Source organism: Mycolicibacterium sarraceniae (assembly GCF_010731875.1).
Taxonomy (GTDB): Bacteria; Actinomycetota; Actinomycetes; order Mycobacteriales; family Mycobacteriaceae; genus Mycobacterium; species Mycobacterium sarraceniae.
Genome location: NZ_AP022595.1, coordinates 2,107,583 through 2,125,777 on the forward strand (window position 1 = coordinate 2,107,583; position 18,195 = coordinate 2,125,777).

The 18,195-nt window shown below is 65.9% G+C and carries 19 protein-coding genes and 1 pseudogene; 12 read left to right on the forward strand and 8 right to left on the reverse strand.

Translation table 11 applies throughout. The features are described from left to right. Positions 1 to 14: 14 nt before the first annotated feature. The gene (locus G6N13_RS10435; protein WP_163696801.1) at positions 15 to 245 is read right to left on the reverse strand and encodes a hypothetical protein; all 231 of its coding nucleotides are present in this window, start codon (positions 243 to 245) and stop codon (positions 15 to 17) included. 142 nt (positions 246 to 387) lie between these two features. Then, on the reverse strand, positions 388 to 1,044 hold the full coding sequence (locus G6N13_RS10440; protein ID WP_163701959.1) for a VTT domain-containing protein: 657 nt from the start codon (positions 1,042 to 1,044) through the stop codon (positions 388 to 390). 125 nt (positions 1,045 to 1,169) lie between these two features. On the opposite strand from G6N13_RS10440, the gene fbaA reads away from it, so the two are divergent. After that, complete coding sequence (gene fbaA / locus G6N13_RS10445) at positions 1,170 to 2,207, forward strand: class II fructose-bisphosphate aldolase (protein ID WP_163696803.1); 1,038 nt, start codon at positions 1,170 to 1,172, stop codon at positions 2,205 to 2,207. A 5-nt stretch (positions 2,208 to 2,212) separates the two neighbouring features. On the opposite strand, the gene G6N13_RS10450 is transcribed toward fbaA, so the two are convergent. Next, a complete protein-coding gene (locus G6N13_RS10450; protein ID WP_163696804.1) occupies positions 2,213 to 2,944 on the reverse strand; it encodes an Rv0361 family membrane protein in 732 nt (243 codons plus the stop codon). A 91-nt stretch (positions 2,945 to 3,035) separates the two neighbouring features. Between G6N13_RS10450 and G6N13_RS10455 the strand changes: the two genes are divergently transcribed. Beyond that, entirely contained in the window at positions 3,036 to 3,452 is a 417-nt protein-coding gene (locus G6N13_RS10455) for a DUF3151 domain-containing protein (RefSeq protein WP_163696806.1), read from the forward strand. Positions 3,453 to 3,656: 204 nt separating this feature from the next. Here G6N13_RS10455 and G6N13_RS26155 read toward each other — a convergent pair. Next, positions 3,657 to 3,743 (reverse strand): annotated as a pseudogene (locus G6N13_RS26155) (hypothetical protein); the annotation flags it as partial. 186 nt (positions 3,744 to 3,929) lie between these two features. Then, positions 3,930 to 4,826: a cation diffusion facilitator family transporter gene (locus G6N13_RS10460; RefSeq protein ID WP_163696808.1), complete on the reverse strand. Its 897-nt coding sequence runs from the start codon at positions 4,824 to 4,826 to the stop codon at positions 3,930 to 3,932. Between the two features lie 104 nt (positions 4,827 to 4,930). Between G6N13_RS10460 and G6N13_RS10465 the strand changes: the two genes are divergently transcribed. The 6 genes from G6N13_RS10465 to G6N13_RS10490 all read left to right on the forward strand — a co-directional run bounded on the left by G6N13_RS10465 (position 4,931) and on the right by G6N13_RS10490 (position 11,050). Continuing rightward, the gene (locus tag G6N13_RS10465; protein WP_235677991.1) at positions 4,931 to 5,575 is read left to right on the forward strand and encodes a tyrosine-type recombinase/integrase; all 645 of its coding nucleotides are present in this window, start codon (positions 4,931 to 4,933) and stop codon (positions 5,573 to 5,575) included. Further along, positions 5,572 to 7,230: a site-specific integrase gene (locus G6N13_RS25035; RefSeq protein ID WP_163696810.1), complete on the forward strand. Its 1,659-nt coding sequence runs from the start codon at positions 5,572 to 5,574 to the stop codon at positions 7,228 to 7,230. The genes G6N13_RS10465 and G6N13_RS25035 overlap by 4 nt, the downstream gene beginning before the upstream one ends. A 43-nt stretch (positions 7,231 to 7,273) precedes the next feature. Then, a complete protein-coding gene (locus G6N13_RS25040) occupies positions 7,274 to 8,092 on the forward strand; it encodes a tyrosine-type recombinase/integrase (RefSeq protein WP_235677992.1) in 819 nt (272 codons plus the stop codon). A 127-nt stretch (positions 8,093 to 8,219) separates the two neighbouring features. Then, complete coding sequence (locus G6N13_RS10480; RefSeq protein ID WP_163696812.1) at positions 8,220 to 9,128, forward strand: CPBP family glutamic-type intramembrane protease; 909 nt, start codon at positions 8,220 to 8,222, stop codon at positions 9,126 to 9,128. 222 nt (positions 9,129 to 9,350) lie between these two features. Then, a complete protein-coding gene (locus G6N13_RS10485; RefSeq protein WP_235677993.1) occupies positions 9,351 to 10,361 on the forward strand; it encodes a sensor histidine kinase in 1,011 nt (336 codons plus the stop codon). Continuing rightward, positions 10,358 to 11,050 carry a response regulator transcription factor gene (locus tag G6N13_RS10490; RefSeq protein WP_407663889.1) on the forward strand — a complete coding sequence of 231 codons (693 nt, stop codon included), beginning with the start codon at positions 10,358 to 10,360 and terminating at the stop codon, positions 11,048 to 11,050. The genes G6N13_RS10485 and G6N13_RS10490 overlap by 4 nt, the downstream gene beginning before the upstream one ends. 348 nt (positions 11,051 to 11,398) lie before the next feature. On the opposite strand, the gene G6N13_RS10495 is transcribed toward G6N13_RS10490, so the two are convergent. Further along, the gene (locus tag G6N13_RS10495; RefSeq protein WP_163696815.1) at positions 11,399 to 12,178 is read right to left on the reverse strand and encodes a site-2 protease family protein; all 780 of its coding nucleotides are present in this window, start codon (positions 12,176 to 12,178) and stop codon (positions 11,399 to 11,401) included. Positions 12,179 to 12,214: 36 nt separating this feature from the next. Further along, positions 12,215 to 12,823 (reverse strand): peptidase M50, encoded by a 609-nt coding sequence (locus G6N13_RS10500; protein ID WP_163696817.1) that lies wholly within the window; start codon positions 12,821 to 12,823, stop codon positions 12,215 to 12,217. 69 nt (positions 12,824 to 12,892) lie between these two features. Here G6N13_RS10500 and G6N13_RS10505 point away from each other — a divergent pair, with 69 nt between their 5' ends. The 3 genes from G6N13_RS10505 to G6N13_RS10515 are packed head-to-tail and all read left to right on the forward strand — an operon-like array spanning position 12,893 to position 15,507. After that, positions 12,893 to 14,188: an adenylosuccinate synthase gene (locus G6N13_RS10505; RefSeq protein WP_163696820.1), complete on the forward strand. Its 1,296-nt coding sequence runs from the start codon at positions 12,893 to 12,895 to the stop codon at positions 14,186 to 14,188. Next, on the forward strand, positions 14,185 to 14,817 hold the full coding sequence (locus G6N13_RS10510) for a PaaI family thioesterase (protein ID WP_163696822.1): 633 nt from the start codon (positions 14,185 to 14,187) through the stop codon (positions 14,815 to 14,817). Before G6N13_RS10505 ends, G6N13_RS10510 begins: the two co-directional genes overlap by 4 nt. Positions 14,818 to 14,835: 18 nt before the next feature. After that, positions 14,836 to 15,507 carry a hypothetical protein gene (locus G6N13_RS10515; RefSeq protein ID WP_235677994.1) on the forward strand — a complete coding sequence of 224 codons (672 nt, stop codon included), beginning with the start codon at positions 14,836 to 14,838 and terminating at the stop codon, positions 15,505 to 15,507. 11 nt (positions 15,508 to 15,518) lie between these two features. Here the strand turns inward: G6N13_RS10515 and G6N13_RS10520 are convergent, their stop codons facing one another. Further along, entirely contained in the window at positions 15,519 to 17,618 is a 2,100-nt protein-coding gene (locus G6N13_RS10520) for an MMPL family transporter (RefSeq protein WP_163696823.1), read from the reverse strand. A gap of 60 nt (positions 17,619 to 17,678) precedes the next feature. Here G6N13_RS10520 and G6N13_RS10525 point away from each other — a divergent pair, with 60 nt between their 5' ends. After that, the gene (locus tag G6N13_RS10525; RefSeq protein WP_163696825.1) at positions 17,679 to 18,152 is read left to right on the forward strand and encodes a MarR family winged helix-turn-helix transcriptional regulator; all 474 of its coding nucleotides are present in this window, start codon (positions 17,679 to 17,681) and stop codon (positions 18,150 to 18,152) included. The last annotated feature ends 43 nt before the right edge of the window (positions 18,153 to 18,195 follow it).

The window sequence follows — 18,195 nt, forward strand, 5'->3', positions numbered from 1 at the left end:
CGGCTGTCGCAGTCTTAGGTCTGCGGCTTGGCAACCATCTGCGGTCCGCTTATCGATCCGTCGACTGCCGCTTTGTAGTCGCCCTGGGTGCCGTCGGCGTCGATTTTCGCGCCGCCGACGCCGCTGTCACCATCCTGGACGGCAAATGTTGTCGTCGGGCTGGCGACAGCAACCACTGTGGGGCCGAACGCGGTGGCGATCGCGATGCCGGCCACTACGACCGCTCCCTTGAGAATTAGCTTCATGTTCCCCGTGTCCTTTCGCTTGATCAGCGAAAACTACGGTGGTTTCCTGGGAGAAACGCTGTGTACTATCTGGCAAAATGCTGGAACAACCGTCCCGCGCGATGGCGCGGGACGACCCGGTGAGCAACTTTTATTGCGTCCGCTACGACTCGGTGACGGGGTGGGTCGCGGCGCGGGCGGCCTTGCGGCGCTTGTACCACTCCCAGATCATCGGGGCGATCGACGCAACCGCGATGAGGATGAAGATCGGTTCGAGCAGCTTCTGAATGATCTCGAACTGGCCCAGCCCATAGCCGAGCAATGTCAGCCCGACGCCCCACAGGATCGCGCCGATGACGTTGTAGAGCGTGAAGACCCCGTACGTCATTTTCGCCGCACCCGCGGTGATGGGAGCCAGCGTCCGCACGATCGGGATGAACCGGGCGAGCACGATCGCGAAGGGTCCGCGTTGCTCGAAGAAGAGGTGCGCCTCATCCAGGTAGCGCTGCTTGAGGAGCCGCGCATTCGGTTTGAACATCGCCGTCCCCAGGAACCGGCCGACGATATAGCCGACCTGCCCGCCGAGGATCGCGGCGATCGGGATGAACACCAGCAGTTGCCAGAGCTGGAAGTTCGCATTGACGTCAGCGCCGCGTGCGGCCGTGCCGGCGGCGAGCATGCCCGCCACGAAGAGCAGCGTGTCACCGGGCAGCACGGGAAACAGCACACCGGATTCGATGAAGACGACGACCAGAATGCCGACCAGCGCCCAGGTGCCGAACTGCTCGATCAGATGCAGCGGGTCGAGAAACGACGGCATGAGCGCCAGGGTGGTGGTGGTCACGACGCCTAAGGGTACCGGTGCGAGATGTCAGTGCCCCGTGCCAGTCGACGGGCTTCTTGACATACTGACTTCGTTCAGCGCCAGAGTCGAGAGGAAGTGCCATGCCCATCGCAACGCCCGAGGTCTACGCGGAGATGCTGGGCCGCGCCAAGGAGCACTCGTTCGCATTCCCGGCGATCAACTGCGTCGGCTCGGAGAGCGTCAACGCAGCGATCAAAGGATTCGCCGACGCCGGCAGTGACGGCATCATCCAATTCTCAACCGGCGGAGCCGAATTCGCTTCTGGCCTCGGGGTGAAGGAGATGGTCACCGGCGCGGTGGCGCTGGCCGAGTTCGCCCATGTGGTCGCCGCTAAGTACCCGATCACCGTCGCGCTGCACACCGATCACTGCCCCAAGGACAAGCTCGACACCTACGTGCGTCCGCTGCTGGCCATCTCGGCCGAACGGGTGGCCAAGGGCGCCAACCCGCTGTTCCAGTCTCATATGTGGGACGGCTCGGCGGTCCCGATCGACGAGAACCTGTCGATCGCCCAGGAACTGCTCAAGCAGGCCGCGGACGCCAAGATCATCCTCGAAATCGAGATCGGCGTGGTCGGCGGCGAAGAGGACGGCGTCGAGGCGGAGATCAACGAGAAGCTTTACACCAGCCCGGAAGACTTCGAGAAGACCATCGAGGCCCTCGGAATCGGCGAGCACGGCAAGTATCTGCTGGCTGCGACGTTCGGCAATGTGCACGGCGTCTACAAGCCGGGCAACGTCGTGCTCAAGCCCGAGGTGCTGGCCGAGGGCCAGCGGGTCGCCGTCGCCAAGCTGGGTCTGGCCGAGGGGGCCAAGCCGTTCGATTTCGTCTTCCACGGAGGCTCGGGCTCGTTGAAGTCGGAGATCGAGGACTCGTTGAAGTACGGCGTGGTGAAGATGAACGTCGACACCGACACCCAGTACGCCTTCACCCGCCCGCTGGCCGCACACATGTTCACCAACTACGACGGTGTGCTGAAGATCGACGGCGAGGTCGGCAACAAGAAGGTCTATGACCCGCGCAGCTACCTGAAGAAGGCCGAGGCCTCGATGTCCGAGCGCGTGGTCGAGGCCTGCAACGACCTGCACAGCGCGGGCCGTTCAGTCTCCACTGGCTAGGACGCTCAGGACGACTGGCAGATCTTCCACTGGTTGTCGCGGAACTGCAGGTCGAAAGACCGGGTGGACCGGGTGGTCGGATCGAACGCCATGTACGAGGTCACGTTGGCTTCGGCGTGGTCGCCATTGACGACGACCTCGTCGATGCTGGCCACCACGGGGTACTGCCCCGCCGCGGCCACCCGCGCATGGGTGTCCGACCAGGCGGCATCGTCGTATCTGACGTAACTGTCCCTGGTTTGGCCACAGGTGATGCCGCGCAGTGCGGCCAGGTCACCGTTTTGCACGGCCGTATCGAAGTGCGCAATGGCCGAGCGGACCCGGTCTTCCTGGGATTCTTTAGCGGAATCGTCGCGGGTCAGCAGGAAGGTCGCCAGCACGGCCACCGCGGCCAGCGCCGCGATGACGGCGATCACCGCGAGCACCAGCGCCCAGCTGCGCCGCCGCGTCGTCACCGGACGCGCCGGGATGGCCTGCGGACCGGTTCGCGGCGGACCGGATACGGCGAAGACCTCGGTGGGGGTGGAGAAGATCTCGGTCTCGGGGTCCGGGGTGCGGTCGATGATCTGCGTCGACCCCGCATCGAATCCGGGTGCGGTGTAACGGCGTTCGGATGGTACGTCGGTGGCCCCGATCGCCTCGGTAGCTGCGTCGGTCTCTTGGGTTGGCTGCTCGTCGTCGCTTCCGACGATCGCGTTGGTCGCGTCGTCGTGGTCGGGCCCGGATGGGTTCGACATGGGGTGCTGCCGTCCTTCTGAAGTACTGGTGCTTCGACCCTAACGGTTGGGTGTGACCATGCGCTGGCGGCGGCACCGGCACAATGGGCCAATGACATCCTTTGGTGATCTTCTGGGCCCCCCGCCCGTGCTGCTGCCCGGTGATATTGAGGCCGAAGCCGAGCTCCTGGCTGGTGAGAATCCCGCGATCGTGGCTGCCGCTCACCCATCGGCATCGGTGGCGTGGGCTGTCCTGGCCGAGGAAGCGCTGGCTGACGACAAGGCGATCACCGCGTACGCCTACGCCCGGACCGGCTACCACCGCGGTCTGGACCAGCTGCGCCGCAACGGCTGGAAGGGTTTCGGCCCGGTGCCGTATGGCCACGAACCCAACCGCGGCTTCCTGCGGTGTGTGGCGGCCCTGGCACGCGCGGCCGACACGATCGGGGAGACCGAGGAGTTCGCCCGCTGCGTCGATCTGCTCGACGACTGCGATCCGGCCGCCCGGGGTGAGCTGGGCCTGGCCTAACGGTCCAGCGCCTGGCGCAACTAGGTGATCCATCCGCCAGGAACGGCGGGGGAGCACCAGGCTCGGGAGGGGCGTCGCTTCGAGCGGGTGTCCGATCGCGTCGGTGAGCCGGGTGAACTCCTGCCAGCGCGCCGTCACCAGGTAGACCGCCACCCCGACCGCGCAACCGATCAGGGTGTCGGGTCCGCGCGCCAACAACAGCTGGCCGATGTCGACGGCGTGGGTTCCCGAGCTGATCGTCAGTGCTGTCGCGGTGATGAAAGCCGTTGCCAGCGAATAGTTTCGGACCACGAGTAGCTCGATGACGAGATTGAGCAGTGCAAGCAGCCGCTCAGCTCCGCGGCGCAACGTCCGGCTGCGGTCGGTGCCCTAGTGCAGTATCAGTACCGCGGCCCGGTTGGCATAGGGCCGGTCGCCCCCGAAGCGGGAGGTGCACGCCCAGGTCGATCAGCCAGTGCGACGGAATGCTCAACTAAGTCACCAGTCGGTCTGCCCAGGGCAGTCCTCGGCACTGCCGGGTGGCTCGACCTGCACGGTCGCATGGTCCAGTCCGCGGGCGGCCAGCACCGCTCGTGCGTCGTCGAGGATCCGGTCGGAGTTCCCGGTGCTGGTCAGGTGGGCGGTGCACATGTCTTTACCGGGCACCAGCGTCCATACGTGCAGATCGTGCACCTCGGCGACGCCGTCGACGGCGGCCAGGGCGGCGCGCAGCTCCTCGACATCGATGTGCTGGGGCGAGGATTCGGACAGGATCCGCAGCGCCGCGCGGGCCAGATTGATTGCTCGTGGCAGCACCCACAGGGCGACGAACACCGCGACCACCACATCGGCGTACGGCCAGCGGGTCGTCACATTCACGATGCCGGCGATCAGCACGCCGATGCTGCCGACGGTGTCGGCCACGACCTCCATGTAGGCGCCCTTGACGGCCAGGCTCTCCTGGGACTGCGAGCGCAACAGCAGCACCACGACGACGTTGGCGATCAGGCCGGCCAATGCCACCGCGATCATCGGGACGCCGGGTATCTCCGGCGCGTTGCCGAGGCGGTCGAACGCCTCGTAGAGGATGAACGTCGCGACGCCCAGCAGCAGGACGGCGTTGGCCACCGCGGTGAACACCTCGGCGCGGTGCCAGCCGTAGGTCCGCGCGGCCGATGCCGGACCGTGGCGGGCCAGCAGCACCGCCGTCAGCCCCATGAACATAGCGACCAGGTCGGTCAGCATATGGCCGGCGTCGGCGAGCAGCGCGATCGAATTGATCGCCAGGGCAGTGGTGAGCTCGATGATGAAGAACACGGTCAGGATGCCCGCGGCGATGAGCATCCGGCTCACCCGCGTGTCACCGCCGTGGCTGTGGTCGTGTCCTGAAATCATGCCCGAAATATATGCATAAGGATGCATATGTCGCAAGGGTGGGCGCGGACTGTTCCGGTGACCTGGATCGCGGAACTAATGGTTGTGCCGCGCAGGCCAACTTTGTGAAGACACCCCGCCCGGTCTGGCGGGGCCTGACGGATGAGGCCGCGACGGCGCTGTTCGCGGCGTTGCGCAGTCACCGCGACCGTGCGTTGGTGAGTTTCTACCTGTCGTCGGGAGTTCGGGCGTCGGAGTTGTTGGGCTTGTGTCACGGCGACCTGGATGCCGGCCGTTACACGATCACGGTGACCAGCAAGGGCAGCCGGGCGCGTGAGATGGTGGCGGCGTCGGTGGACTCCTTCGTGTGGCTGGCGCTCTACCTCGCCGAGCAGCAGCCGCCCATGAGTCCGGGCGGTCCGGTGTGGTGGACGCGACGAACCAAGGCCGCCCCGCTGAACTATCACGCCATGCGCGCAGTACTGCGCCGGGCGAATGAAAGCTTGGGGACGAACTGGTCGCTACACGACTTTCGCCATACCGCGGCGGCGCGGCTGCTCGCCGATCCGGCGTTCACGTTGGTCGACGTGCAGACGGTGCTGCGGCATGCCAGCGTGATGACGACCCAGATCTACACCCAGCCACGGTTGGAGGATCTGGTCGGCAAGGTCCTCGAGCACTACGCCCGGCCACCGGCCCTTGGGCCGACGATCGAGCCGAGCTACGACGCGGCTGCGGTGCGCGAATTATTGGGACTCCAGCCGTCGTGACCATCGAGGACGAGGACACCCGACTGCAGCAACGTCGGCAAGCTGCGGCGACCCGTGCGGCGGCCGCCCCGTCGATTCAGCTACTGTCGCGGCCCGATTCGCCTCACCTGGCGGCGATCCCACCGGATGACCGGTTCGGGCGCACCGGACGACTGCGCATCATGAAGGGCTACGACGCCAGTCAGCCGCCGCCCGAACTGCCCGCCCTGGCTCCCGGCGCCGCGATGCAGCAGTGCACGGTGGACGAGTTGTGTGACGCCGTCCGCCGTCATCACCACTCCTACAACCAGAAACGTCGCCAGATGATCGTGCGCGGTGCGCGAGCATTGCTGGCACGGCTGAACGGCTACCCCGGCGACACTTGGGAGCAGCGCTGGCTGGCCAGCGGCTCCGACGCCGCCCCGATGACCTGGATGGACCATGCCGACCTGCCTCAATACGACCGCTACTCACCCACCCTGCTAGGAATGAACGCGCTGCTGCAATTACGGGTGCTGCGACCGTCCTACAGCTGGATGCTCGATTCCCGAACAAAGGTCAACACCGCCCAATTCATCGAGCACAACGCCGGTGATGCCCTCACCAAGCTGCGCCAGTTGAGCGAGTATCAAGGATCGCTGCTGAGGCATCAGCGCGACGCCGAAGCCGGACTGACGCGGGTGATGATCCGCACCGGCAAGACCATCGAACAGATCACCGGTGATGACCTGCTCTACTACGCCGATGTGGTGAAGACCTCGGGGCGGCAACGCCGCGAACATCTTCTGTGGGAACTGCTGGTGCGACTCGGACCGCTGGCAGGCGAAGCCCCGACGCTGCGGGCCGCCTGGTCGGCAAAGGGCAACACACGACAACACTCGACCGCCACCCTCGTCGACCGCTACGGCATCCCACCCTCGGGCGTACGGGATCTACTGGCGGACTACTTCGAAGAGATCCGCCCCGGCATGGACTACGGCTCACTGGAAGGCCTGGCCTACCGGATCGTGCGCCTGTTCTGGTGGGAAATTCTGCAGATCAACCCCCAGCAGACCGACCTACGGCTATCAACGGACGTCATCACGGCGTGGCGTGAACGACTGGCCTTGACGACCGACGGGCGCGAACGCCGGGAAGTCCACTCCGTGTTGTTCGCGATCCGCGGCTTCTACCGCGATCTGGCCGAGTGGTCCCACGATGACCCGGTGCGATGGGGCGTCTGGGTGGCGCCATGCCCCGTGCCGCGGGCATTGAGCCGAGCGGCGGCCAAGAACAAGCGGCGCCAACAGAGCCAGATGCAAAGCCGCACCCGCATGCTCACGCCGCTGCTACCGACGTTCCTGACCGCGGTAAACGAACACAAGCAGCGCAGCGCACTGTTTTTCGAGAGGGCCCGCGCGGCCGGGCACGGCGTGCAGTTCGAGGTCAACGGCTACGTGTTCGTCCGGGATGCGCCACCGGAACGCCTCGCCATCGACGAGCGCGCACGGGTATGGGCCCGGCTGGCGCCCGGACAACCCCGGCCCAACTGGATCCGCGGCGAGGCCAAACGCATCGACGTCACCGGGGTGGAGGACGACGGGTTCTGGTGCTGGGCGGTCGCCGAGACCCTGCGCCACACCGGGATTCGCGTCGAAGAACTGATGGAGCTGACCCAGCTGTCGCTGCGCCACTAACACCGCATCGACCACCGGAACCTTGGTACCGCTGCTGCACATCGTGCCCAGTAAGACCGACTGCGAACGACTGGTGCCGATGACCCCGGAACTGGTGCAGGTGTTGCTGGCAGTGCTGCGCCGAGCCAAGGGCAGCAACGATCACGTGCCGCTCTCGGTTCGCTACGACGTCACCGAGAAGGTCCACGGTCAACCATTTCCGCACCTGTTCGCCCGCAAGGTCGGCACCCGCCAAGAGGTGGTGTCCGGGCACTACCTGCGCGGCATTATCAACCATCTGGCTGTTGTCGCCGGGCTCAGCGATGCCGGCCAACCGATCAGGTTCACCCCGCACGACTTCCGCCGCCTGTTCGCCACCGACGCCGTCAACGGCGGCCTCCCGCTGCACATCGCCGCTGCCCTGCTGGGTCACCTGAACCTCGACACCACCCGCGGCTACACCGCGGTGTTCCCCGAGCACCTCATCACCGCCCACCAGGCGTTCATCGAACGACGACGGCAACTCCGCCCGATCGGCGAGGATCGGATCGCCGAGGACGACGAATGGTCGGAATTCGAACAACACTTCCTGCTGCGCCGAGTGGCTCTCGGCGAGTGTCATCGCCCCTACGGCACACCCTGTGTGCACGAGCACGCTTGCACCCGCTGCCGGTTCCTGCGCGTCGATCCCGCCCAGCTGGGCCGCATCGACGAGATGACCGAGAACGCCGAGCAGCGCCTCGTCGAGGCGAAGGACCGCGCCTGGCTCGGCGAGGTCGCCGCGCTGGAAGAGAGCATCAAGCACTTGCGTATCCGACAAACCGAGGCGCAGCAACGACTTTCACACGGCAGCAACCCGTTCACCGAGCAGAAGCAAGAGTGAGGTCATGCACCTGCGCGTTCGCACTGCGCACTGCTCGACCGGGACCGAAGACGGTAGCGTGCGCGCTACCGTCGAGCGGTCGCCAGGGTGAGGGACTTCGGGGCAACAGTGCGTTGTACTTAGGCGCATGAATGCCTCACCAACCGATGAATCGACCCGCTCGGGCGACCCCATCGTCAGTGCGCTGCGCGAATCGCCCGCCCAACGTCGCCGCGGTGTTCGGTGGTTTCTGGCGATCGCCTTCCTGGGCGCCTGGTTGCCATGGCTCGGGGTGTACCTCCTGGGTGGGTCACTCGATGATCCGCTGACCCAACTCGCGGTCGCGGCGTTCGTGCCCGCAATTGCGGCCTGCGTTGTTCGTCGATGGATCACCCGACAAGGTTTCGCCGACTCTGGCCTCGGCTTGCACTGGAGATCGGCATGGCCGTACTGCTTGGCTGCGGTGACCATGCCCTGGGGAGTGTTACTGCTCGCGCTGGCCATCTCGATCCCAGTCGGATTGTGGTCGCCGTCGGAACTGACAATGACCACAACCGCATTGGCATACCTGGCAGCGGGCCCCTTGATCTGCGTGGCGTCGGCACCCATATTTTGGGGCGAGGAGTATGGCTGGACAGCCTATTTGCGTGATCGGTTGGTTCCTGGTCGCCCGATCGCCACCACCTTTCTCACCGGCTTGATCTGGGGAGTCTGGCATTGGCCGCTTCCATGGGTCGGCTACTTCGGCGGCGGGACGAGTGTTTCCGAGGCGATCTGGAGCATGCTGTGGTGGCTACCGCTGAGCATTCTGCTGGAGTTCGTCATCGGCTGGTTATGGTCGGCCACAAGTTCAGTCTGGCCTGGAGCGATGCTGCACGCCGGCAGCAACCTCGTTGCTTCGGTCGGGATGCTCTACGTCTTCGGCGATTCGGTTGGCATCAACACGACGACGCTTCTGCTTTGCGCTGGCCTCCTCCCATTCGTGGCAGTCATTGTGTTGACCGGGCATACCGGCGGTACGCGCACCAACCGTCGGATAGCACGTCCCCAAGCCTAGGATTGAACGATGGTCCAGGCTCCGGCCCGATCGCTGATCGCGGCAATGGTGTCCGGGCCGCGATATCTAATCTCGCCGTGGCCGTGGCGTGCACTTGCGTGGGCCGTTTTTGGCGGCGGTCTGAGCGTCGTCGTGATCATTGCAATGACGCCAGTTCTCATGCTCGGAGTCTCGCGTTCACTACGAACAGCTTTATGGTCGCCGTTGCTAGAGGCAGAGTGCGTGCGACTGTTGCTCGTCGACGAGGCCGCCTGCGAGTGCATCCGCCGCGATCTGGCAGCAGCCCGCACCGAGCAGCGCCTCCCAAGCGCCCGCCAGGTCAGCTTCGTGCTATTCACGGCTCTGATCGCCGGGCCCTGCGGGACCGTCCTCGTAGCCTTTCTGGTGATCCTCACCGGAGTCATGTTGGCGGCACCCTGGCTGGTAAGCCCTGGCGAGCCCATCAACGTCGCGGTGTGGCTCATCGATACACCCCGTGAGTCCTGGGCTGCCGCGATATTCGGTGCCGCGATCCTGATCCTGTCGATGTACATCATCGGGGCATACGCCGGAGCAGCCGGACAACTGGCTGTTGCCGCGTTGACCGATTCACAAGCACTGCATCGTGAAGTCGCTCGTCTCGAGGATTCCCGAACCGCGCTGCTGCATGCAGTTGAACAGGAACGCCGCCGGATCGAGAGCGATCTGCACGATCGCGTCCAGCACCGGCTGGTCGCGCTTGCACTGACGCTCGGCATCGCCGAGAACATCCACGGCGACGACGAGACGGGCCGGCTTGCAGCGGACGCGCACCGACAACTCGATGACAGCCTTGCCGAACTGCGCTCGGTGCTTCTCGGCATCCTGCCGCGTGCGCTCACCGAGCACGGATTGACCGCGGCGGTAACTGACCTTATCGGCCCGTACCCGTTGCCGGTTACCACTGACTTCGGAACCACCGAGACTTCCCAGCGGCTACCTGCAGCGATCGAGCACACCGCATACTCCGTCATCAACGAAGCGCTGACGAATGTCGTCAAGCACGGGTCGGCGACGTCGGTGTCGATCACCGCCGACCGACAGGATGGAGTGTGGTGGATGACGATTCGCGACAACGGCGGCGGCGGCGCTGCCATCCAGACTGGCCGGGGACTGGCCACACTGGCCGCTCGCGTCGAGGCGATTGATGGCTCCCTGACTATCTGCAGCCCCGCCGGCGGGCCCACCGAGGTGCGAATGAGATGCCCCGCATGACAAGTCAACGCGCCGGCGGTCTGCGGGTCGTCCTCGCCGAAGACGCTCCCTTGCTGCGGACAGGAATCGTCACTGTCCTCGAATCAGACGGCTTTCAGGTCTGCGCGGCGGTCGACACAGCCGACGACCTGCGCGAGGCGGTGCGCGTTTACGACCCCGATGTTGTCATCACTGACGTCCGCATGCCACCAACCCACACCGACGAGGGCATCCGCATAGCGATTGAACTGCGACGAAACGCGCCCGGGCTTCCGGTGGTGATCCTGTCGCAGTACACCTCCGTCGGCTCGCTGCACCAACTGCTGGACCGTAGCGCGGACACCGGTCGTGGCGGTCTCGGCTACCTTCTCAAAGACCGCGTCGCTCACGTCCGCCACTTTGTTGATGCTGTCCGTGACATCGTCTCCGGCGCAACGCTCACCGACCCAGAAATCGTGGTCGCGCTCGTCGGTGACTCCCGAAGAAGAGGGGTCTTGGCAACACTCACCCCGCGCGAGGAGGAGGTTCTGGGCTTCATGGCTCAGGGTCTAACAAACCCCCAGATCGCGCAACGGCTTGTCGTATCAGAGGCAGCGATCCGAAAACACGTTGGCGGAATCTTCGCGAAGCTTCCGCTATCCGGCGACGGTGATCGCCGTGTCCTCGCGGTGCTCGCCTATCTCAACGAAAGCTGCACCGGCCCAACGTGAACCCTCCGTTGATCTGCGCCGGGGGACCTTGCGAGTGACCCCAAAGGCGGCGGCGTAGAAAACCAGGGGTCGCAGATGACCGGCGCAGCATTCGAATCGTCCCCAGACATCCAGGTGGAGGCCCACAGCGTCACCGTTGTCACGAAACAGCACACCTACAGAAATCCCAGACCCGGTACTCAAATCTAAACGACTCCAGCGGACGCTTGACAAGTCCAGTGAATCAAATCTTGCGAACTAGCTCCCAGCAGGCTCCCAGCTCGCTAAACTGTTGTTTGCCAACCGGGGGACGGAACTGGGCCGGGGGGCAACGACGGAGGGGATCGCTGCCCCCCGCCTGGGTCTGAATCAGATCCAGGCTGACCAGAAGCGAGTCAGCTGGGCACCGATGGATGCCAGCGGCGCGGGTACTGCGGACAGGTCGAAGAACCAGAACACCACCGAGAAGAACCACTGGTTCAACGCTGGCACCAGCAGCAGGACGATCAGGATCAAGAACCCGAACTGTTTGGCCGGTGCGACCGCACGCTGTGTCTCGGGGCTCAGATGCGGCTCGAGGGCGGCGTAGCCGTCCAGGCCGGGGATCGGCAGCAGGTTCAGTAGCAGCGCGGTGATCTGCAGGAATCCCAGGAACGCGACCGCCGACCAGAACACCCCGTGGCTCGGGTCGAAAAACGCCCGAGTGATCGCGAGCAGCACGACGGCCAGCACGAGATTGGCCGCTGGGCCGGCCAGGCTCACCAGCGTGCGCTGCCGCGGCGTCATGAACGCCGTGCGGAGGTAGACCGCACCGCCGGGCAGCCCGATCCCGCCCAGCGCGATGAACAGCAGTGGCAGGCCCAGCGAGAGCAGCGGGCTGGAGTATTTGAGCGGGTTGAGCGTCAGGTAGCCCCGCATGGCGACATCATGGTCGCCGAACCGCCAGGCCGTGTAGGCGTGGCCGAACTCGTGCAGGCACAGCGACACCAACCAGCCGGCGACGACGAAGATGAACACCCCGACGTACGCCAGTGGCCGCACGGATGCGGCGGCCAGCCAGGCCAGCACCCCGCCGACAATGGTGAACGCGACGATGGCCAAAAACACGGGGCTGGGCCGCACCGATTGGTGCAGCGGACGGATGTTCACCTCACGAAACTACCGGACACCCGCTGTGACCTGGGGTCACGAGACCCGCAGCCAGCCCGTGGTGTGCCGGTAGAACGCCGAGCGCTTGGCCTCGCGGGGCAGCTCGACGCCGTCGCGCACGACGCGCGCGCCGGTAGTGCCCAGCTGCACGGCCCGCCCGGCGAGCCAGCGGTTCGGACGTATCCGGCCGGTCAGCGTCGCCGCCCGCAGGCCCGGCATCGAGACGGTCGGCTCGATGCGCACGCCCGTCACCGCACCGTCGAACAGCACGGCATCATCGACGACGGCCTCGCCGTGGATCACTCGCTCGTCGGCAGGGGGAAGCCAGAACGCGGCACCGGCAAGCGCTGTTCCCGTCTCGTCACGGATCAGCGGAATGCGTTGTGCCACACCGGTTAATGCCCGTCGGGCACCGCGCCAGCGGGACGCCGCCGCCACCTCGACGTCGAGTCGTTCGGTGCGCATCAGCCGGGTCAGCACCGTCGCCAGATCGGCCGCCGACCCCACCACCACCACCCGGGACGCGGCCTCGACGACAGCGTCGATAGCGCACGCATCGGGGTCGTCGCGACAGCGCAACGAAGCCAACGCGCGCGGCAGCCGGCGAGCCCCGAATCGCAACACGGCGATCTCGGTGTTGGTCAACGACGCTCCTTGTGCTGCGCTCCGATAGGGTAGGTCACCGGCTGCACCACAATAAGCAGGAGAAACACCATGCCGGCAATCGTCCTGATCGGCGCCCAGTGGGGCGACGAGGGAAAAGGAAAAGCCACCGATCTACTCGGTGGCCGGGTGCAGTGGGTGGTGCGCTACCAGGGCGGTAACAACGCCGGGCACACCGTCGTCCTGCCGACCGGCGAGAACTTCGCACTTCACCTCATCCCGTCGGGCATCCTGACGCCGGGGGTGACCAACGTCATCGGCAACGGTGTCGTCGTCGACCCCGGGGTGTTACTCACCGAGCTGGCCGGCCTGGACGACCGCGGTGTCGACACCTCCGGGCTGCTGATCTCTGCCGATGCTCACCTGCTGATGCCGTACCACGTGGCCATCGACAAGGTGACCGAGCGCTACATGGGCAGTAAGAAAATCGGCACCACCGGCCGGGGTATCGGGCCCTGCTACCAGGACAAGATCGCCCGGATGGGCATCCGCGTCGCCGACGTCCTCGACCACGATCTGCTGGCCGCCAAGATCGGCGCCTCCCTCGAGCTCAAGAATCAGGTGCTGGTCAAGATCTACAACCGCAAGGCGCTGGATGCCGATGAGGTCCTCGAGGCGCTGCTGGCCCAGGCCGAGGGCTTCAAGCACCGCATCGCCGACACCCGCCTGATCCTCAACACCGCGCTGGAGTCCGGCGAGACGGTTCTGCTGGAGGGTTCGCAGGGCACGCTGCTCGACGTCGATCACGGCACCTATCCGTACGTCACCTCATCCAATCCGACCGCCGGCGGTGCTGCGGTCGGCTCGGGGATCGGCCCCACCCGCATCACCACCGTGCTCGGCATCCTGAAGGCCTACACCACCCGGGTCGGTTCGGGCCCGTTCCCCACCGAGCTGTTCGACGAGAACGGCGCATACCTGGCCAAGACCGGCGGCGAGGTCGGTGTCACCACCGGTAGACCGCGGCGCTGCGGCTGGTTCGACGCGGTCATCGCCCGCTACGCCACCCGGGTCAACGGCATCACCGACTACTTCCTGACCAAGCTCGACGTGCTGTCCAGCCTGGAGACGGTGCCGGTCTGTGTTGGCTACACGGTCGACGGCAAGCGCACCGGTGAGATGCCGATGACCCAGAGCGATATCGCCCGCGCCGAGCCGATTTACACCGAACTGCCCGGCTGGTGGGAGGACATCTCCGAGGCCCGCGAGTTCGAGGACCTGCCGGCTAAGGCGCGCGACTACGTGCTACGTCTGGAAGAGCTTGCTGGAGCCTATGTTTCGTGCATCGGCGTGGGACCGGGCCGCGACCAGACCATTGTGCGCCGCGACATCCTGGCCGCGCGATGACACAAGAGCGCGACCTCGACCCGGACTACTACAAGCACGGTGGCTTCCCGAAATTCGAAGTCGCCCAACCCGGCGAGGGGTTCGGCCGGTTCCTCACCGCGATGCGCCGAGCGCAGGACCTGGCCGTGTCGGCCAACCCGGACCCTGCTATCTGGTCCGCGGCAGCCGATCGGGTCGAGGAATTGGTGTCGTTGCTGGCACCGTCCGAGGCTGCCGAGGGGATCGGCCCGGCCAATCGGGTGCCGAGCCTGCCCGGTGCCGGCAGCCTTTTGATGGCGCCCTACCGCGTGACCAAGTTCGATGCCGAGGCCGTCGAATTCATCGTGCGGTTCAGTCGCTTTCACGTCGGCGGCAACTATGCCGTGCACGGTGGTGTGCTGCCGCTGATGTTCGACTCGATGTTCGGGATGGTCATCCACGCGACCGGACGTCCCATCAGCCGGACCGCTTTCCTGCACGTCGACTACCGCAACGTCACCCCGATCGACACCGACCTGACGGTGCGTGGCTGGCTGCGGGAAGCCGAGGGACGCAAGGCTTTCGTGAACGCGGAACTGCGCGACCCCGACGGCACGCTCTGTGCGGAATCGCACGGGTTGATGGTGCGTCTACTGCCCGGGCAGCCCTGAGTCTGACACCATGACGGCGTGGCCGAAACCCGCTTGAAATCCCTGACCACCCCACGGGCAGCCGCCGCGGCCGGTGTGGCGTTCGCAGTGTTGTTCGGCGCTAACCTGATTCTGATCCGGTGGTCGCTGCCGGAGGGCGCGCAACCCGGCTCGCAGTGGCTGGATGCGGCCAGCGGCAAGATGAAGATCGCCGCCATTTTGATGCCGTTCGCCGGGATCAGCTTTTTGTGGTTCATCGGCGTCGTGCGCGACAACCTGGGCCGGCTCGAAGACCGGTTTTTCTCGACGGTGTTCCTCGGTAGCGGACTGCTGTTCCTGGCAATGATGTTCGTGACGAGCGCGGTAGGGGCAGGCCTGGCCACCAGCAACGGCGCAATAGGGCATAGCGAAGTGGGCCACAACGAGGTGGCGCTGTTTGGGCAGATGGTGGTGTTGGCTCTGTCGAAGACCTATGCCCTGCGGATGGCGGCGGTGTTCATGATCTCGTTGGCGACGATCTGGCTGCGCACGGGACTGATGCCGCGCTGGCTGGTCTACATCAGCTATCTGCTCGCGGCGGCACTGCTGATTGCCGGTGATATCAGCATGTGGTTGACGCTCGGCTTCCCGATCTGGGTGCTGGCGGTGAGCCTTTTGCTGCTAGCCCGTGCCGGCGTCTTCGAGGGCCACCGCGAGCAGTTCGCGGTCTGAGTGTCACGACGTTACGCGCCCTCGGCCGGTTCGATCTCGCTGCGCGTGAATGCCGGCCACCAGATCGCCGGCCCGATCAGAGTGAACAACGCCGGGATCACGACGGTGCGCACCACGAAGGTGTCCAGCAGAATGCCCAGGCCCACGATGATGCCGAGCTGGGTAAGCACGATCAGCGGCAGCACGCCCAGCACAGTGAACACCGCTGCCAGCACGATGCCAGCGCTGGTGATCACCGCGCCCGTGGCCGACACGGCGCGCACGATCCCACCGCGGGTGCCGAACTGCGGTGTCTCCTCACGGGCGCGGGTCACCAGGAAGATCGTGTAGTCCACCCCGAGCGCGACCAGGAACAGGAACGCGAACAGTGGCGTGGCGTTGTCCAGCGCCGGAAAACCGAGCAGGTGCACGCTGACCCAGCCGCCCAGCCCGATGGCGGCCATCGTGGACAGCACGGTAGCTGCCACCAGCACCAGCGGGGCCAGTGCAGCCCGAAGGAGGATGTAGAGCACCGCGAGCACCACGATCAGGATGGCGGGGATCACCACCCAGCGATCGTGGATCGCACCATCGCTGGCGTCGAGAGCTTGGGCGTCCGAGCCGCCCACCAAACCGCCGGGGTCGGCGTGGTGCACCGAATCACGAAGGGCAGCAATGGTATCGAAGGCCGCTGCCGATGCGGGCTCGGCATTGATGACGACCTGCCATTGGCTCAGCCCGCTGTCGGACTGCCCTGCCGGGTTGGCCGAGACGACACCGGGGGTGGCCAGGATCGCCTGGTTGACCGCCGCACTTTTATCGGTGCTGGCGATCACCCGGGTCGGGTCGGTGAGTCCGCTGGGGAAGTGCGCGGACAGCGTCCGGTAGCCGGCCACCGAATCCGCACTCACCCGGAACTGGTCGATCTGGTTGAGTCCGAGCGGGGTTGCCAGCAGGCCGGTCGCCAGTACGGCGAGCACCGCGGTGGCTGCCACCGTGACGCGCCCAGCATGGCGGGATACCCAGTCCGCGACCCGATGCCAGGCCCCGCCCTCGGTGACCTCCTCGGTGCCGGCGCGAGGAACAAACGGCCAGAACAACTTCGGGCCGAACAATGCCAGCAGCGGTGGCAGCATCAACAGGACGAACACGGCGGCGACCAGCAGACCTGATGCGGCCTGGACCCCGAGGCTGCGGGTACTGGGCGAGGTCGCGAACAGCAGCGTCAACAGGGCAAGCACCACGGTGGCATTGCTGGCCGCGATCGCAGGGCCGGCGAACCGGACGGCGGTGCGCAGTGCATCCCGATGCTGGCGGGTGTGGCGCAGTTCCTCGCGGTAACGCGAGATCAGCAGCAGCGCATAGTTGGTGCCCGCGCCGAATACCAGCACACTGGTAATACCGGATGTCGAACCATCGGCGGCCAGGCCGGATGCGCCGGCGATGGCCGAGCCCAGTACCGCGGCCACCCGATCGGCGAACGCGATCACCAGCAGCGGTACCAGCCACAGCACCGGTGAGCGGTAGGTGATGATCAGCAGCAGCGCGACGACGGCGCCGGTGACGGCCAGCAGGGTGATGTTGGCTCCGGCGAAGGCATTTGCGATATCGGCGCCGAACGCGGGTCCGCCGGTCACGTTGACCGCCAGTTCGGTGGGCAGTCCGGCCTTGGCGGCCTGACGCAGTGCCTTGACGTGGTCGCTGAGGGCGAAGCCGGACAAGTCGGTGGCGATGGATATCGGGGCGAGCGCGGCCTTGCCGTCGTCGGATGCGGCGACCGGGATCGGCGGGCCGTCGGTGTCGGTGGCGGCGGCCATACGTCCGCGCGCCCCCTCGGCAGCAGCCAGGTCGGCCGGCGTCAGTGACCCGCCGTCGGTGCGGGTGACGACGAGGATCACCGGCGCTGACTCGCCGCCGGGAAACTCCTTGAGCAGCGCAGCGACCTTGGCCGACTCAGCGCCGGGCGGCAGCGATACCGGCGACTGCTCGGCTGCCGAGCTCTGCCCGATGACACCCATCAGCCCGCTGCCGATGATCGCCACGATCAGCGCCAGCAGCCAGGAATGCCGGTTGCTGACCAGTTCTCCGATCCGATCCCACACCGGGCGCTTGCCATCAGTTGCTCGATGCATGGACTCCAACATAGCTTCATTTTCTTAACATTTCATCAACTGAACAGATATCCTGACGGGATGGATGACGTCGACCGGACCGAGCTCGTGTCTGCGGTGGTTACCGACGTTCAGGCGTTATCGGCCGAATCCGACCAGATCGGCCGGGCGTTCGCCGGCATCCACCAGCTGTCGGCCAACGACTTCCGGGCGCTGGCGCACGTCATGGTCGCCGAAAACGCCGGCACCCCGTTGACCGCCGGCGAGTTGCGCACCCGGATGGGCCTGTCCGGGGCGGCCATCACCTACCTCGTCGAGCGGATGATCGAATCGGGGCACCTGCGACGGGACTCCGACCCGGACGACCGCCGCAAGGTGATCCTGCGCTACGCCGACCACGGTATGGACGTGGCCCGGGCGTTCTTCACCCCGCTGGCCACCCACACCCACCGCGCGCTGGCCGATCTCCCCGATGACGATCTCGCCGCCGCGCACCGGGTGTTCACCGCCGTGCTGGCCGCGATGACCGCCTTCAGCGCCGACCTGGGTTCCTAATTCAACGTTTTCCCAACTCGGCTGCGAAGTTGGCCCACCGTAA

Bases quoted from the DNA above. Each gene is read 5' to 3' on its own strand.
- G6N13_RS10435 (WP_163696801.1), bottom strand. From the start codon at position 245: ATGAAGCTAATTCTCAAGGGAGCGGTCGTAGTGGCCGGCATCGCGATC.
- G6N13_RS10480 (WP_163696812.1), top strand. From the start codon at position 8,220: ATGAATGCCTCACCAACCGATGAATCGACCCGCTCGGGCGACCCCATC.
- G6N13_RS10460 (WP_163696808.1), bottom strand. From the start codon at position 4,826: ATGATTTCAGGACACGACCACAGCCACGGCGGTGACACGCGGGTGAGC.
- G6N13_RS10520 (WP_163696823.1), bottom strand. From the start codon at position 17,618: ATGCATCGAGCAACTGATGGCAAGCGCCCGGTGTGGGATCGGATCGGA.
- G6N13_RS10490 (WP_407663889.1), top strand. From the start codon at position 10,358: ATGACAAGTCAACGCGCCGGCGGTCTGCGGGTCGTCCTCGCCGAAGAC.
- G6N13_RS10510 (WP_163696822.1), top strand. From the start codon at position 14,185: ATGACACAAGAGCGCGACCTCGACCCGGACTACTACAAGCACGGTGGC.
- G6N13_RS10525 (WP_163696825.1), top strand. From the start codon at position 17,679: ATGGATGACGTCGACCGGACCGAGCTCGTGTCTGCGGTGGTTACCGAC.
- G6N13_RS10440 (WP_163701959.1), bottom strand. From the start codon at position 1,044: ATGCCGTCGTTTCTCGACCCGCTGCATCTGATCGAGCAGTTCGGCACC.
- G6N13_RS10450 (WP_163696804.1), bottom strand. From the start codon at position 2,944: ATGTCGAACCCATCCGGGCCCGACCACGACGACGCGACCAACGCGATC.
- fbaA (WP_163696803.1), top strand. From the start codon at position 1,170: ATGCCCATCGCAACGCCCGAGGTCTACGCGGAGATGCTGGGCCGCGCC.
- G6N13_RS10455 (WP_163696806.1), top strand. From the start codon at position 3,036: ATGACATCCTTTGGTGATCTTCTGGGCCCCCCGCCCGTGCTGCTGCCC.
- G6N13_RS10505 (WP_163696820.1), top strand. From the start codon at position 12,893: ATGCCGGCAATCGTCCTGATCGGCGCCCAGTGGGGCGACGAGGGAAAA.